This window comes from Aminobacter sp. J44 (genome assembly GCF_007829415.1).
In the GTDB taxonomy this organism is placed as follows: Bacteria; Pseudomonadota; Alphaproteobacteria; order Rhizobiales; family Rhizobiaceae; genus Aerobium.
The window spans coordinates 1-15,573 of sequence record NZ_VLJG01000002.1 but is presented as its reverse complement, the minus strand read 5'-3'; the positions used below and the strand labels follow the sequence as shown (position 1 = coordinate 15,573).

The window sequence follows — 15,573 nt, the reverse complement described above, 5'->3', positions numbered from 1 at the left end:
AAGCGAGTGTTCTCTGTCATGTGCGTTTCTCCAGCCGCGAGCGCAGGAAGATCGCGATGGCGTTGAGCGTCAGCATCAGCCCGAGCAGGACGATGATGGCGGCTGATGTGCGCGCTTCGAAGAAGTTGCGGTTCTCGTTGCCCTGCCAGAGGAAGATCTGCACGGGCAGGGCTGACGATTGGTCGAGAGGGGTAGCCGGTACCTGCGCGACGAAGGCGTTCATGCCGATCAGCAGCAGCGGTGCCGTTTCGCCAAGCGCCTGTGCGACACCGATGATGGTGGCGGTGAGCATGCCGGGATAGGTGACGGGCAGGACGTGGTGAAACACGGTCTGCGTCTTCGACGCGCCGAGGCCGAGGGCTGCCTGGCGCAGCGACGGCGGCACGGCGCGCAACGCCGAGCGCGTGGCGATGATGATGGTGGGAAGTGTCATCAGCGACAGCACCAGTCCGCCGACGAGCGGTGCCGACAGCGGCAGACGGAAATAGTTGATGAAGACGGCAGCGCCCAGCAGGCCGAAGACGATCGACGGCACGGCGGCGAGGTTGTTGATGTTGACCTCAATGAGGTCGGTGAACCGGTTCTTCGGCGCGAACTCTTCCAGATAGACTGCGCTCATGACGCCGATCGGCACGGCAAGCACGATCACCACCAGCATCATGTAGAGCGAGCCGACGAAGGCTCCGGCAAGGCCGGCGGAAGCCGGAGCCGACCGCGAGTCGACATTGGTGAAGATGTGCCAGGCAAAGGCGTTGCGGATTTTCCCCTCGGCCTTGAGCTGGTCGGCAAGCGCGCGTGCCGGCTCGCGCAGCTGTTGCTGCGCATCGGGCAGTGCGCGGTCGATGTTGCCCTTCAGCCAGTTGTCGGCATTGGCCGAGGCTAGCAGGCTGACCTGAACCGTCTTGCCGATCAGCGTCGGGTCAGCGACCAGCATGTCGCGCAGCTCGAAGCGGGCGTTGGTCTCGACAATCGACAGGATTTCACGCGAATTCGCCTTCGTGTCGGGGGCAGCCTCCCGCACCGCCGCCTCGATGAGGCGGTTCCAGTTGACCATCGTCATCTTGCGCTCCCAGTCGCTGACCGCCTTCGCATATTCGGCGTGCGACTGGTTTCCGGTTCGCGTTGGCCGTTCGCCAACTTTGATGACCGCCGCATCGAAATGAACGTCGAGTGTCAGCGTCGCCTGCGTAAAGGCGGGAAGTCCGCGGGACAGGATCATGCCGAACAGGATCGCGACAAAGCTGAGGGCGGCCAGGATTGCGAGGATGCCATAGAAGCGAAAGCGCCATTCGCGGGCATGACGGGCAGCAAGCCCCGCGCGGACGAGACCGAGGCGTTCGTCGGACGTCATTCGTACTGCTCCCGGTAGCGGCGGACGATGTAGAGGGCGGCGACGTTGAGGATGAGGGTCATCGCAAACAGCGTCAGGCCCAGCGCGAAGGCGACCAGTGACTGCGGCGACGCGAAGTCGGTGTCGCCGGTCAGCTGGTTGACGATAGTGACGGTCACGGTGGAGACCGGTTCGCCCGGATTGAGGCGCAGGTACGGGCTATTGCCGGCAGCGAGGACTACGATCATCGTCTCGCCGATGGCGCGGCTGACGGCGAGCAGGAACGCGCCGACGATGCCGGGAAGCGCGGCCGGCAGGATGATGCGCTTGATGGTCTCGGACTGCGTGGCACCAAGGCCCAGGGAGCCGTCGCGCATGGCACGCGGCACCTGGCGGATGATGTCGTCAGAGAGCGAGGAGATGAAGGGGATGATCATGATCCCCATGACGATGCCGGCCGTCAGCGCGCTGGTGGCGCGGATGTCTAGGCCGAGCAAATTACCCAGCCCGGCCAGGAAGGGGCCGACCGTCACCAGCGCAAAGAAACCGTAGACGATGGTCGGGATGCCGGCGAGGATCTCGATGATCGGCTTGACGACGCCGCGCAGGCGCGGCGAGGCATATTGCGTCAGGTAGATCGCCGTCATCAGGCCGATCGGCAGGGCGACGAGGATGGCGATGGTCGCGACCATCAGCGTGCCCCACAGGAGCGGCAGGAGGCCGTATTCGCCAGCAGAGCCGTGGCCCGTCGTTGAGAAACCGGGGTTCCAGACAGTGCCGAAAAAGAAGTCGATTGGGCTGACGAAAGTGAAGAAGCGAATGGCTTCGACCAGCAGCGAGGCGACGATGCCGGCGGTGGTCAGGATCGCGACGATCGAGCAGCCGATCATCGCCCAGGAGACCATGCGCTCGACCTCGTTGCGCGCGCGCAGGCGCAGCGAAATTCGGCTGCGCGCGAACCAGAGCGCCAGCGCGCCCGTGCCGGCGGCAGCGGCGATGATGGCTGCCGAGGTCAGGATGCGGAACTCACGCAGCGCCTGGGCAACCTGATTTTCCCAAGGTTGGGCATCGCCGATGATACCAAAGCCGCTCTCGATCTGCCGGATGCGCCGTATGGCGGCATCAAGATCGGCAGGGGCGAACGAAGACGTCTCGGGCGGAAGCTGCGCGAGAACGTAGGCGCGGCTTGCCGTGTCGCCGAACAGCGCCCAGAGCGCCAGGATCAGCAGTGCCGGGGTGAGCGACCAGATGGCAACGAGGGCGCCGTGGTAGACCGGGCGCGAGTGAAGCCGTGCTTCGCCCGCGAGCGTGAGGCTGCGGCTGCGCGAGCAGCCGGTCTGGTAAGCAATACCCAGCAGGATCAGCAGCAGGGCGGCGATGATGGCTGTGTTCATGAACCGGCCTTCCGGATCTCATGAAGGATGAGCATCAGGCCGCATGAGCGGCCCGATGCCCGCGTGACGCGCTACTTCACGTCCTCTACTGTGATTGTCCTGCCTTCCTGGAAGCTCGCCAGAACCTCGGCGAGTTCTTCCGCAGGCGCGGGGATCAGGCCGGCGGTCTCGAGCGTGCCGCCCAGCCCGGCCATCTGGTCGGACAGGAAGAACTCGACATATTCGGCAATACCCGGAACGACGCCGATGTGCTCGCCCTTGACGTAGAAGAAGAGCGGGCGGGAGACCGGGTATTCGCCGGCGGCGACCGTTTCGAGCGACGGGGTGATACCGGAAACAGTCGCGACCTTTAGCGTGTCTCGGTTCTGCTCGTAGAAGGAGAGGCCAAAGACGCCGACCGTATCCGGGTTGGCCTGCAGGCGGGCGAGAGTCTCGGTGTAATCGCCGGCGATCTCGACCACCACGTCCCCGCGGAAGGTGGTGGTGACCTTCTCGAACTCTTCCTTCGACAGCTCCGGCAGCCCGGCTGCCTTGGCGCCTTCCGCGATCACGCGCTCCTGAAAGACTTCCCGGGTGCCGTGGTTGGAGGCCGGGATCGCCAGTGCAATCGGCTGGTCAGGCAGCGACGGATCGATCTCGTTCCACTTTGTGTAGGGATTGTCGACGAGCTTGCCGTCGACCGGAACCTGAGCGGCGATTGCCTTGAATACGTGGACCGGTTCAAGCGCGAAGTCGGCGCGCTGTGCGCTTGTCGCGAAGACGATGCCGTCATAGCCGATCATCATCTCGTGGATCTTGCTGACGCCGGCAGCATTGCAGGCTTCTACCTCGGCGGCGCGGATCCGGCGCGAGGCATTGGCGATGTCGATGGTGTTCTCACCGACGCCGCCACAGAACTGGCGCAGGCCGCCGCCCGTGCCGCCCGAGCCGACAACCGGCGTCTTGAAGTCGGGAAATGCCTGGCCGAACTCCTCGGCGACGATGCTCGCGAAGGGCAGGACGGTCGAGGAACCTGCGATCTGGATGATGTCGCGCGACTGTGCGCTGGCTGCGCCGAGCGAGGCGGCGAGGGCTGCGGAGGCGACGGTCGCTACGAGGAAATGCCTGGTCATGGTGCCTACTCCCGAAGGTCGGATGCGACGCTCCTTGCGTCGGGAGTGGCAATAGCCGCGTTATGTAACAGCTGGATGACAGTCCGGTGTCACGCCGGTGACGGCGTCATGCGAAGCTGAAGTCGACCTCCGTACCGGCACCAAGCCACAGCGAAATCTTTTCCGTCAGTGCCTTCGGGCTGATTGGCTTGGACAGATAGTCGTCCATGCCGGCTTCAATGCAGCGTTCCCGGTCGCCCTTGAGCGCATGGGCGGTGACGCCGACGATCGGCGTGTGCCGGCCGGTGCCTTCCTCCATCTCGCGAATCCGGCCGGTTGCCTCGAGGCCGTTCATCTCAGGCATGGAGACGTCCATCAGCATCATGCGAGGCTTGAGCCGCGACCAGGCTTCGACCGCGAGCCGGCCATTGCCGACGATCTCGTACCGCAGGCCCGTTTCGCCAAGGATCTGGCTGAATACGAGCTGGTTCACTTCATTGTCCTCGGCAACGAGAATGTCGACCCGGTGGTCGCGGCCGGAGGCAGGTCGCAGCGGCACGATGTTGGGCTCCGGCAGTGCCGGCGCTGCAGGCTTTACGCGGATGACATCGGCATCTTCGACCGCAGAGGCTGGCGCAGTGCGGTCGTGCTTCTGCTGAAGCCCGTGGCGGTGCTTCTGGATTGCGGCGACGAGCGCTTCAAGCAGCGCCGAAGAGCGCGCGGGCTTGATGAGATGAGCGTCGATGTTGAGCGCACGGTAGCTCGGCTGACCGAGCGTCTGATCGACAGAGGTCAGCATGACGATCGGCGTCGCGGCAAGTTCCGGCGTTGCGCGAACGACGCGCGCGACATCACTGCCGGTCATCTCCGGCATCTGGTAGTCGAGGATCATGCAGTCGACGGTGAGGCCGCGCGCGACAACTGCCTTGAGGACGGCGATGCCTTCGTCGCCGCTCTCGACGGCGCAGGCGTCGAAGCCCCAACTCGCCATCTGCTCCATCAGAATTGCGCGGTTAACGGCGTTGTCGTCAACGATCAGCACGCGCGCGCCCGAAACGTCGAGCGGCGTTGGGCGAAGTACGCGATGGTCGCCCGCACGCGGCATCGTCAGCGTGAACCAGAAGGTGGAACCTTGGCCCTCGACGCTCTCGGCCCCGATCTCGCCGCCCATCAGGGCAACCAGCCGCGAGGTGATCGCGAGGCCCAGGCCAGTGCCTTCATGACGGCGCGTCGATGACGCATCGACCTGGCTGAACTTCTCGAAGACCTGGTCCAGCTTGTCGGCTGGAATGCCGATGCCGGTGTCTTTCACCGACACGCGCAGGGCGACCTCGTCGCCGACGTCATGGCCAGACACGTCGACGAGGACGTGCCCCTTCTCGGTGAATTTGACCGCGTTGCCAACGAGGTTAGTGACGATCTGCCGGAAGCGGCCGACGTCACCAACGACTACCGTCGGCAGGCCCGGCTGCACCCGGACGATGAGCTCAAGATCCTTTTCCTTGGCTCTTGTCGAGACCAGCGTCGCCACGTCCTCGATTGCCTCGGCGAGATGGAACGGCCCCGGATCGAGAACCAGCTGGCCCGCATCGATCTTCGAGAAATCGAGGATGTCGTTGATGATCGTCAGTAGCGCGTTGCCGGACTTCACGATGATGTCGGTGAAGGTCTTCTGGCGGTCGTCGAGCCGCGAGCGAGCCAAAAGTTCCGCCATGCCGAGGACGCCGTTCATCGGGGTGCGGATTTCATGGCTCATGTTGGCGAGGAATTCGGACTTGGCGCGGTCGGCGAGCACAGCCTTGCGCTGCGCTTCCTCGAGTTCGGCCTCGCGCTGCTTCAACTCAGTGATGTCTATGCGAATGCCGATGAACGAGCCGTCGGGCGTGCGCGTGTCAATTGCCTGGTACCAGCGGCCATCCGGGTTCTGACGCACATAGGTGCGGTGCTGTTCGCGGCGGCGTTCGAGATAGGCGTCGATCCACTGCTCGCGGTCGCTATCATAGAGAGCATCGACATCCGGATCGCCGCTGGCGCGGAAGTAGCCGTGGGCATGGCCAAGCCGCAGCGCCTCGCGGAACGGGCAGCCGGCATACCAGGCCGCATTCACCTCCGGCATCGTGTCCTGCAGCTTCCTGTTGGCAAGAACGAAGCGGTCCTCGGTGTCGTAGATGATGATGCCCGCCGGCAGCGATTCCAGCACGTTCTCGAGATAGGTGCGGGCCGCGCGGCTCTCCATTTCCCGACGCTTCAACTCCGTCACGTCGAAGATCGAGCCTGCGACGTAGTCGGTGCCCGAGCGCGTGCGCACGCGGTTCTTCCGAAGGATGCGGAAGTGTTCCTTGCCGTCGATGACGTAGTCTTCTTCGTGCTCGTAGGGCTCCCCAGTCTTCAGGACCTCGAGTTCACGCCGCTCGAGCTCGGCCGCAATCCTCGGCGGCGCGAAGTCACGCGATCGCTTGCCGATGATGTCTTCGGGAGCCTTGCCCCACATCTGCGCGTAGGCGCGGTTGACCATGACAAAGCGCAGGTCCGCGTCCTTGACGAACATTGGATCGGGCACGTTGTCGATGACGGTCTCGGCGAGGCGGGCACGTTCGAGCGCGACCGCAACCTGCTTCTCGCGCTCCTTCATCTCGCTAATGTCAAAATAGCTGATGAGACGCTTGCGGCCGGAGAGGGGCGTCACGGAATAGATCATCGTGCGGCCGTCGGCGCGGGAGAATTCGCGCGGCGCGACGCTTCCCTGGCGGATCTCGTCGAGCCGCGACTCGACATAGGCTTCCCACTCCTGCGGTGAAACACCGTAGACGCCGTTGTCGCGGTTGTAGTCCATCAGTACCCGGAATGGGCTGCCTGTCGGGACGTTGGTCTCGTTGAAACGCCAGATCTCGTAGAAGGCCTTGTTGACGATCTCGATGTCCAGGTTCTCGTCAACGATGACGACGCCCATCTGCATGGCGTCGAGGCTGCGCCGAAGATCTTCGAGGAGATACTCAGCTTCCCGCTTAGCGAGGAGAACCTCGTTCTCATGGCGCTTGAGGGCAGTCACGTCCGTACAAACGCAGATCATGCCGCCGTCTTCTGAAGGGACCTCGCGATGGATGGCGTAGCGTCCGTCGGAGAACGAGATCAGCGCCTCGAAAGGCTCGCGCTTGCTGCGGCCGTCGATCAGGAATGTGCAAAGGGCTTCCGCATCCATTTCGTGCGGCGTCCACAAACCGCGGTCGACCGCGGCGCGGACCAGATCATGGAAGCGTGTGCCGCGGCGGATCAAATCCTCGAGCCCGGCATACATCTTGACCATAGCGTGGTTGTAGAGAACCAGCCGGTCGTCCGCGTCGTAGTAGCAGAAGGCGTCCTGCAGCGCGTCGAGCATCAGCGCCAGGCGCGTATCGCGCGAGGGCATCTGCGACGTGGCCTTGCGGAAGTAGGCGGTCACATTGCGGCAGGTGCCGCGATAGCCGAGGAAAGTGCCGTCGCTGTCGAACAGCGGCACGCCGGAGATCGCCACATAGCGGCAGTCGCGGTTGGGAACCTTGGTGTGGCAGATGAAGTCGCGGAACGGCTTTCGGGCGCGCAGCGCATCGAGATGCTCAGACTTGCCGCCGAGGCTGCCGGTTTCCAGCAGGGTATCGATACGTGCGCGGCCAATGACGTCATCCGGGCTCGCGCCGGTGGCGGCAGCGTAGCTGTCGGAGAGTTGGCAGATGACGTGACTGGGATCCGATTGCCACAGCCAGGCGCAGTCGTTTTCGAGAAGCTGAAGACCGGCGGCGGCAAGCTGCCCTTCCGCCGGCATGCTGTTCATCACAGAAGATAGCGTCGGCGTCTCACCGAAAGGCAAAACAGAGGTCGTAACTTCCTGCATGAACGCGCCAGCCCCCCATTGCTTGCATGCAAGTCAGCGAGGGATTGTGGATGCGAAGGCTTAACGATCAGCTAACCATAGCGCGCACACGGCCACCGGATTCGCTCATTGACTCCAGGCAATCACGGCKGCGGCAGGCCGCAGCCCTTCAGCATCTGGCCGACAGCGCGGCTCGACCCCGACACACCGAACTGATGCTCGTGATATTGCTTTCCCTGAAGCGAAAGGGCTGCCGCCACGCGGCGCCGGGCCTTCGCTATATCGTGCGCCGTAGCTACATCGATGGCGGCACCGACCCGAAGCTGACCTTCAGAGCTTTCGACCAGCGCGTCGAGCTCGAGTACTTCGCCGTTGTCGATGCGTAGCAGCATAATCGGGGAAAGCTGCTTGAAGCGTTGTGCATCGTCGAAGGTGATCGCTTCCGGTGCCAGCAAGATCGCAGTGAGGTCGTCGCTCTGGCATCGGAGACCGAAGCCGTATGTCCCTCTAACGGTCACGCTACGTGCTTCGCAGCACCGCCAAACGCGCTTTCCTGCTTCTGATGGACCCACTGAGCCGACGCTGGCGTTGCGACAAGCAACAACAGGCCCGCAGCGATAGCTGTTCGCATTTCCCCCTCCCACGGTTTTGCCCGTTAGCATGCGATCATATTTCGACGCGGCTCATCAAATGAAAAATGCGAGCAGGGAAGGATTGGAGAATCTGCTGGATCTTGGCAGCAGATCGCGAGGCTCACCCAAATTGATCGGCTAAGCGAAGAGCGATGATTTTGTGGAGATAACTGGCACGCCGATCGAGGCAAATGTGCGAACGCGTATATTATTGAAATTGCGTTCTAATTGGCTGATACGCTAAACGTTAGTGCGAGCTACGTGTTCGGTCCCGGCATTTGCTGGAGCGGATCTAGCCTGAAGCGTTCAGGCTGGGATGTCCAGGTTTTGCAGAAGAACTCGTAGGGCGTGAGGCCGTTGAGAGTCTTTAGCCTGCGCGCGTAGTTGTAGGCCGAGACGAAGTCGGCAAGGTGCTGTCGAAGCTGGCTGTGGCTCTCGTAGTAGAAGCGTTTGACGGTGGCGTCCTTGATGGTGCGGTTCATCCTCTCGACCTGTCCGTTATCCGGTATGTAATCTGCGGTGCCTTTTCGTCCTGCTGTTTTTCTTTCGGAACAGCCTTATGGTGAGCCCATCCGGGACGTGGGGCCCTGGGAGCACGAAGGTGCGGGCAGGCCGTCTTTAGACCGTGGGCTGAGAGCCCGAGCTCGTTACATGGCCGCCCCTCGCGACTTTCCCGGATGCGCTGCGAGCGCGGATCAGTAGAAGTCGTGTTGCCCGCCAGCCCCCGTCCTTGACCGAGCCAGGAAGGAGGGAACAGGCATGCGTATCATCGGATTGGATATCCATCGTGCCTTCGCCGAGGCGGTGGCGTGGAAGAACGGCAAGCTCAGGCGGCTGGGTCGTGTCGACATGCGACGCGATCTGCTGGGGGCGTTCGCCGCGAAGCTATTGCCTGATGACGTCGTCGTGATCGAGGCCACCGGCAATGCAAGCTCGGCGGCCGCAGTTGTTGCTCCGCATGTGAAGAAAGTGGTGATCGCCAATCCGAAGCAAGTGCGCATCATCGCCCATGCCAAGATCAAGACGGACACGATTGGAAGTCTGGATGCCGGATGAGCCGACGCAGGCTCTGCGCCGGCAGGTGACGCGGCGCAATCAAATCGGCCGGCAGAGGACTCGATTAAAGAACGTTATCCAGTCGATCCTTCATAGCCACCTGATCCCGTCCTGCCCGCATGCCGACCTGTGCGGCGCCAAGGGCCGATCATGGCTGAACGAACAGATCGTGCGGGAAGACGAGCGCCTCGCGATCGATCGGCATCTACGCGAGTTTGACCGGCTGGGCGAAGACCTTCAGGTTATCGAACGCGATCTTGCCCGCTCGGCTCTCGATGATGAGGGTGTAAAGCGGTTGATGACCATTCCCGGTGTCGATATGACCGTCGCGCTGGCGATGAAGGCGGCGATCGGCGACGTGTCGCGTTTCGACGCGCCACGGAAGCTCGTGAGCTATCTCGGGCTGAACCCGAGCGTCCGACAGTCCGGACCAGGTCCCGCCTATCATGGGCGGATTACCAAGCAAGGTCGCGGTCATGCCCGCGGCATGCTCGTCGAAGCAGCTTGGGCGGCGGCACGCGCACCGGGACCGCTCCGCGCCTTCTTCTTGCGCGTGAGAGCACGGCGCGGCCAGCATGTCGCGGCTGTGGCAACTGCACGCAAACTTTCGGTCGTGATCTGGCACCTGTTGACGAAGGGCGAGAGTTACGCCTGGGCTCGACCCTCCCTGCATGCCAAAAAGCTGCGCGACGTGGAACTCAAGGCCGGCAGCAAGGCTGTGCGCGGCCAAAAGGGAGCCGCCCACGCCTACAACATCAAGAGCCACCGGGAAGAAGAGCGCCGCTGGGTGGAGCAGGCCGAGAGCGCCTATACCCGCTTCGTTGCCGGCTGGAACTCAAGAGGTCCGAAGAAGGCGCGCAGGGATGCCGCAAACGAGATGCGCCGATAAGGGCTGCGCAGCAGGGCTCTCACCTCGGACCCTGCTTCTCGCCACGCGGTCGTCCGTGCGCAACAGGAGAATAGCGTATTTTTATCCAGAAAGCGCTTGTCGATCACATCAGTGCCAAGGGTGCCTGACCTTAGTCGTACGATGGTCGATGTCGTTTCTGGCGCAAGCGTAGTCGAAGGCATGAGCCCGGAAGATCTCGCCATTGGCGATCGCCTCCTTGATCAACGGCACGGCCGACCCACCGGCGCCCGGCGTGGTGAACTGGATGCCATTATCGGTGAGCACGGTGTGGATCTTGTAGGGAACCGTCTCGATCAGTCGTAACAGGAACTCCCTCGAGACGGCGGTGGTGGCCTTTTCGTGCAGTTCAACGAAGGCTAGCTTCGACGTGCGGTTGATGGCAACGAACATATGCAGCTTGCCCTGTTCGGTGCGCACTTCGGCGATGTCGATGTGGAAGTAGCCGATGGGGTAGCTCTTGAACTTCTTCTTCGCCGGCCTGTCGCCCTCGACATCGGGCAACCGCGAGATGCCGTGCCGCTGCTAACATCGGTGCAACGACGAACGCGTCAGATGTGGGAGTGTCGGCTGTAACGCGTAGAGGCAATCATCAAGGGGGAGCAGTGTGTGCCTGCGGAAGGCCACGATGGGACTGTCGGATATCTTGTGCGCGAGGCCATGATGATGGAAAGGAGAGAATCATCACATGGCTATCGAGAAGGAACTACTGGATCAGTTGCTTGCGGGGCGCGATCCGAATGAGGTGTTCGCCAGGGACGGGCTGCTCGATGATCTGAAGAAGGCGCTTTCGGAGCGCATTCTTAACACCGAGTTGGACGAGCACCTTGAAGATGAACGCGTCGAAGGCGTCGCCAATCGCCGCAACGGGCATTCGCGGAAGTCGGTGCTGACGGGCACGTCGAAGATGACGCTGTCGATCCCGCGCGACCGGTCCGGCACCTTCGATCCCAAGCTGATCGCCAAATATCAGCGCCGCTTTCCGGACTTCGACGCCAAGATCATTTCCATGTATGCGCGCGGCATGACGGTGCGCGAGATCCGCGGACATCTGGAGGAACTCTACGGCATCGACGTGTCGCCGGACCTAATCAGCGCGGTGACCGACGCCGTCCTGGACGAAGTTGCCGAGTGGCAGAACCGCCCGCTCGACATCTGCTACCCGCTTGTCTTCTTCGACGCGATCCGGGTCAAGATCAGGGACGAAGGCTTCGTGCGCAACAAGGCCGTCTACATCGCGCTCGGCATCCTTCCCGATGGAACCAAGGAGATACTCGGCATCTGGATCGAGCAGACGGAGGGCGCCAAGTTCTGGCTGCGCGTTATGAACGAGCTGAAGAACCGCGGAGTGGGCGATATCCTGATCGCCGTCGTCGATGGCCTGAAGGGCTTTCCCGAGGCGATCAACGCCGTCTTTCCCCAGACCGTGGTTCAGACCTGTTGTCCACATATGCATCGTGCATCTGATCCGTCATTCCCTGGAGTTCGTGTCGTGGAAGGATCGCAAGCCCGTCGTGCCGGCGCTGCGCGCGATCTACCGGGCCAAGGATGCCGAAGCCGCCATGAAGGCCCTAGAGGACTTCGAGGCCGGCTACTGGGGTCAACGATATCCGGCAATCACCCAAAGCTGGCGGCGCAACTGGAGCCAAGTCGTGCCGTTCTTCGCCTATCCCGAAAGCGTGCGCCGGATTATCTACACCACGAACGCCATCGAGGCGCTGACTTCGAAGCTGCGCCGCGCCGTTCGCACCCGGGGACACTTCCCCACTGACGATGCGGCCATGAAGCTGCTATACTTGGTGTTGAACCACGCGGCCGAGGAATGGAAACGACCGCCGCGCGAATGGTGCGAGGCCAGAACCCAGTTCGCCGTCGTTTTCGGTGAAGGGTTTGTCAGCCAATGACGAAACCGGCCTCGCGCACAGAATTCCTGACAGTCCCGGCCACGATAAGCGCCTCCTCTTCCAACGACAGCACTGTCTTCGGCCCGGTCGGCAGATCGGCAACTGAAGGGCGCTTCTTCCAATTCGCCACCGTCTTCTGGTTAATCCCGTAGCGCTTGGCCAGAACCCTCAGGCTCTCTTGACTATGCTGTATCGCTCGACGGATCGCCGCTGTCGTTGTGGCGCTCGCATGATGAATTTGTCCCATAACACATCCTTTGCGTCGGACGACAAGGATGCTCCATCAAAACCCGGGATCAAACAGCTACGCTGCTCTTCCGATGGGAGCAGCCGCCGTGAATAGTGTTCCGCATGGCTGCAGCTCCCAAAACGTAATTACCCACGTCTCATTTCGAGCTTGGCGGTTCAGGCTGAAAGGGTCTGGAGGATTGTGCTGAAGGCGTTGGTCCCGGGGCGGAGACGAGCCGTGTCGACGACAGTCCGAATGTCGGCTTCGCCCTGTGCTGCCCACATGGCGCGATAGCCGTTGGTGACCTTGCGCTGAATGACGGCGGATCTGAGGGCGCGTTCGCACCCGTTGTTCGTCGCCTCGACCAAGTCCGGCCAATCGGCGCGGGTCAGAAGCTGATCGCGGGCTCGCCTTAATTTGTTTAGGATATGACGGGCCAGATCGCACGATGTCGATGCGGCCAGATATCATCCAAGCTTCGCTCCAGGGCGCGGCGCTTGTGCACGGCGCAGCATGTTCATCAGGCCGCCCTGGCTGATGGTGTGGCCGAAAAGGTCCGCGAACACACCCTGCAGCCGCTCGTAGGACAGGGCTTGGAGGGTCTTAAGATATGTCGTCGCTACGGCATGTACGCGCGGCCCGAACGGGCGTCCCCTTCGCCGCGTCTGGCAAAGCAGCGACGACAGCGTGTCGCAGGACGGGCAACGAACCGCCAAAACGCCGATGGCGCTCGTTCAAAGGCTTGATCACGGGAAGCTCGATCTTGTCGTGCTCGCTGACGGCCTCGGCGGGAAGATCACGGGGCAGACTGGCGCAGCAGCAGGGGGCATTGGTCGGGATGATGATCGACGATGTGATCGAAATCCTCGCTCATTGCGCGGTTATGGCCTTCATGACCCGGTTTCGCGCCGCCAGGTTTTGCCTTGTCACCACGCTCCTTGCGATCGCTCGAAGGCAGCTTCGAAGAAGTTCGCGACGTCTTCTCCGGACGCTGCATCCGCAGCACCAGATTGATCAATTCTTCCTTCGTCAGTCGCGAATCACTGCGATCCATATCCACATGGATTCAGGAGTTTGCTCCTCTGACAAGGGCGTGAGTAATTATCCCAAAACTCTGCCGGGCTTCACACCAAACCTTTGATGGGGTAGATTTTTTCCAATCCTATGGAAAACTTTGTTTCGATCCTCTTCGCCGCAAGATAATAGCGATGGTACGGGTATGAACTGATCAGCATCATTTTTCGATCTTCTAATATAGCTTGGAGATATTGATGGCAAACATCACAGTCGCAGGGATCGGCTATGTCGGTCTTTCCAATGCGGTGCTGCTCGCCCAGCACAATGACGTCATCGCCTACGATATAACGCATCAGCGGGTCGACAAGCTCAACAATCGGATTTCCCCGATCGTAGATACTGAGATCGAAGAGTACCTCCGGACGAAGTCACTGCGGCTGAGGGCGACGACCGATAAGGTGGAGGCATTCGCGCACGCCGAGTTCGTCGTCGTCGCGACGCCGACGAACTACGATCCGGGCACCAACTATTTCGATACGAGCAGTATCGAGGCCGTCATCGATGACGTCCGCTACATCAACCGGCAAGCAACGATTGTCATCAGATCGACTATCCCCGTTGGCTACACGAAATCGCTCCGAGAGGTACGCGGAGACGAGCGTATCGTATTTTCGCCAGAGTTCCTGCGTGAAGGCAAGGCGCTCTACGATAACCTCTATCCTTCCCGCATCGTCATCGGCGCTAATACGCCGGAGGCTCGCCAATTCGCCGGTCTTTTACAGCAGGGTGCGATCCGGCAGGACATCCCGGTGATCTTCACCGGGCCTGGCGAGGCAGAGGCGATTAAGCTTTTCGCCAACACTTATCTTGCTATGCGTGTCGCTTATTTCAACGAGCTCGATTCCTACGCCATGACGCACGGCATCGACACACGACAGATCATCGAGGGCGTCAGCCTCGATCCGCGTATCGGCAAGCACTACAACAATCCGTCCTTCGGCTACGGTGGCTACTGCCTGCCGAAGGATACCAAACAGCTGCTTGCCAATTTCAACGAGGTGCCGCAGAGTCTGATCCGCGCCATCGTCGACGCCAACAGGATGCGCAAGGATCTCCTAGCAGCCGATATCGTCGCACGCAATCCGGACTTGGTCGGCGTATACCGCCTTGCCATGAAGAAGGGTTCCGACAATTTCCGAGCGTCATCGATCCAAGGCATCATGAAACGTATCAAGGCGAAGGGTATTCCGATCATCATCTACGAGCCAGACTATCCGGAGAGCGAATTCTTCCGCTCCAAGGTCGTGAGCGATCTCACCGACTTCAAACGCCGTGCCGACATCATCATCACTAACCGATGGTCGGAAGACCTTGACGATGTGAAGGACAAAATCTACACGCGTGACATCTTTGGGAGGGACTGATCATCCGAGGCTTCCCATCCTTAGAGGGGTTCGGGCATCTCGATCGGCAGAAAGATTGTCGCAGGCGACAAAACCCCCTTCTTTTTCTTCAGCTCATGCCGCCACGCATAGATCTGTTGCCGCGTAACCTCATGGCGCTGCGCAACGTGCGTCACCGTCGCCCCGTCAACCCCAACCGACATGACGATCTCCAGCTTCTTATCATCACACCACCGACGACGTCGTTCCTGCCCAAGAATTTCGACACGCATCCCGTTCCTCGTCTAAAACACGTCGCAAACGACGTCGTTAAGCACGTGTCTTAAGCCATCAAGGGTGCTATCCGGCAGGCGGTAACAATCGGGCGGTTACGTAAAGGCAAAAGCCCTGTCCGTCCCAAAACAGAAGTTTGATGCGATCGCCGCGCCGCCCTCGGAACGCTAAACGGCGCCTCCTGTCGGCTTCTGGCGCAACACATCCTGCGTCAGCGCCGCCAGACCTTCTATCCCTTTCCGCATGTCGGTGATCTGAACCGCACCGGGTTTGCCGGGGGCTCCAACTCCTGAGTAGGATGGAGCATGACCAGCAAGACGACGAACAAGTTTTCATTTGAGGTCCGCGCCCGAGCGGTGCGGATGGKGCAGGAGCATGGCGGGGAGTATCCGTCCCGCTGGGCGGCCGTGGTGTCGGTGGCTGGCAAGATCGGTTGCTCGGCGCACACCCTCAACGAGTGGCTCAAGAAGGCCGAGGTCGACAGTGGCAA

The 15,573-nt window shown here is 61.5% G+C and carries 8 protein-coding genes and 7 pseudogenes; 4 read left to right on the top strand and 11 right to left on the bottom strand.

Going from position 1 to position 15,573, the window contains the following annotated elements:
- Window positions 1-16 precede the first annotated feature (16 nt).
- The 6 genes and pseudogenes from pstA to L610_RS00945 all read right to left on the bottom strand — a co-directional run.
- Window positions 17-1,351, bottom strand: a complete 1,335-nt coding sequence (pstA, locus tag L610_RS00970; RefSeq protein WP_024847336.1) for a phosphate ABC transporter permease PstA — start codon at window positions 1,349-1,351, stop codon at window positions 17-19.
- Window positions 1,348-2,724: a phosphate ABC transporter permease subunit PstC gene (gene pstC / locus L610_RS00965; RefSeq protein WP_144701728.1), complete on the bottom strand. Its 1,377-nt coding sequence runs from the start codon at window positions 2,722-2,724 to the stop codon at window positions 1,348-1,350. The genes pstA and pstC overlap by 4 nt, the downstream gene beginning before the upstream one ends.
- A gap of 71 nt (window positions 2,725-2,795) precedes the next feature.
- A complete protein-coding gene (locus tag L610_RS00960; protein ID WP_144701725.1) occupies window positions 2,796-3,836 on the bottom strand; it encodes a substrate-binding domain-containing protein in 1,041 nt (346 codons plus the stop codon).
- A gap of 106 nt (window positions 3,837-3,942) precedes the next feature.
- Window positions 3,943-7,614 (bottom strand): PAS-domain containing protein, encoded by a 3,672-nt coding sequence (locus L610_RS00955; RefSeq protein ID WP_246658881.1) that lies wholly within the window; start codon window positions 7,612-7,614, stop codon window positions 3,943-3,945.
- Window positions 7,615-7,805: 191 nt separating this feature from the next.
- Entirely contained in the window at window positions 7,806-8,117 is a 312-nt protein-coding gene (locus L610_RS00950) for a hypothetical protein (RefSeq protein WP_210245985.1), read from the bottom strand.
- Window positions 8,118-8,551: 434 nt separating this feature from the next.
- Window positions 8,552-8,794, bottom strand: a pseudogene (locus L610_RS00945) (integrase core domain-containing protein); the annotation flags it as partial.
- 259 nt (window positions 8,795-9,053) lie between these two features.
- On the opposite strand from L610_RS00945, the pseudogene L610_RS00940 reads away from it, so the two are divergent.
- A pseudogene (locus L610_RS00940) lies at window positions 9,054-10,239 on the top strand (IS110 family transposase).
- Between the two features lie 114 nt (window positions 10,240-10,353).
- Here the strand turns inward: L610_RS00940 and L610_RS00935 are convergent.
- Window positions 10,354-10,896 (bottom strand): annotated as a pseudogene (locus L610_RS00935) (DDE-type integrase/transposase/recombinase); the annotation flags it as partial.
- A 49-nt stretch (window positions 10,897-10,945) separates the two neighbouring features.
- Between L610_RS00935 and L610_RS00930 the strand changes: the two are divergent.
- Window positions 10,946-12,161: pseudogene (locus L610_RS00930) on the top strand (IS256 family transposase).
- Between the two features lie 37 nt (window positions 12,162-12,198).
- On the opposite strand, the pseudogene L610_RS00925 reads toward L610_RS00930, so the two are convergent.
- Both L610_RS00925 and L610_RS00920 read right to left on the bottom strand, forming a co-directional pair.
- Window positions 12,199-12,408, bottom strand: a pseudogene (locus L610_RS00925) (IS481 family transposase); the annotation flags it as partial.
- 158 nt (window positions 12,409-12,566) lie between these two features.
- Window positions 12,567-13,444 (bottom strand): annotated as a pseudogene (locus tag L610_RS00920) (hypothetical protein).
- A gap of 217 nt (window positions 13,445-13,661) precedes the next feature.
- Here L610_RS00920 and L610_RS00915 point away from each other — a divergent pair.
- Window positions 13,662-14,831: a nucleotide sugar dehydrogenase gene (locus L610_RS00915; protein ID WP_144701716.1), complete on the top strand. Its 1,170-nt coding sequence runs from the start codon at window positions 13,662-13,664 to the stop codon at window positions 14,829-14,831.
- A gap of 20 nt (window positions 14,832-14,851) precedes the next feature.
- Here the strand turns inward: L610_RS00915 and L610_RS00910 are convergent, their stop codons facing one another.
- Together L610_RS00910 and tnpB are read right to left on the bottom strand one after the other, a co-directional pair.
- Window positions 14,852-15,082, bottom strand: coding sequence for a transposase (locus tag L610_RS00910; RefSeq protein ID WP_144701713.1), 231 nt, complete (start codon window positions 15,080-15,082; stop codon window positions 14,852-14,854).
- Between the two features lie 67 nt (window positions 15,083-15,149).
- Complete coding sequence (gene tnpB, locus L610_RS20780) at window positions 15,150-15,419, bottom strand: IS66 family insertion sequence element accessory protein TnpB (protein ID WP_210245984.1); 270 nt, start codon at window positions 15,417-15,419, stop codon at window positions 15,150-15,152.
- On the opposite strand from tnpB, the pseudogene L610_RS00900 reads away from it, so the two are divergent.
- Window positions 15,389-15,573 (top strand): annotated as a pseudogene (locus L610_RS00900) (IS3 family transposase); the annotation flags it as partial. The gene tnpB and the pseudogene L610_RS00900 overlap by 31 nt on opposite strands.

Coding starts and splice junctions, on each gene's coding strand:
- pstA (WP_024847336.1), bottom strand. CDS start 1,351: ATGACGTCCGACGAACGCCTCGGTCTCGTCCGCGCGGGGCTTGCTGCC.
- pstC (WP_144701728.1), bottom strand. CDS start 2,724: ATGAACACAGCCATCATCGCCGCCCTGCTGCTGATCCTGCTGGGTATT.
- L610_RS00960 (WP_144701725.1), bottom strand. CDS start 3,836: ATGACCAGGCATTTCCTCGTAGCGACCGTCGCCTCCGCAGCCCTCGCC.
- L610_RS00955 (WP_246658881.1), bottom strand. CDS start 7,614: ATGCCGGCGGAAGGGCAGCTTGCCGCCGCCGGTCTTCAGCTTCTCGAA.
- L610_RS00915 (WP_144701716.1), top strand. CDS start 13,662: ATGGCAAACATCACAGTCGCAGGGATCGGCTATGTCGGTCTTTCCAAT.
- L610_RS00910 (WP_144701713.1), bottom strand. CDS start 15,082: ATGCGTGTCGAAATTCTTGGGCAGGAACGACGTCGTCGGTGGTGTGAT.
- tnpB (WP_210245984.1), bottom strand. CDS start 15,419: ATGAAAACTTGTTCGTCGTCTTGCTGGTCATGCTCCATCCTACTCAGG.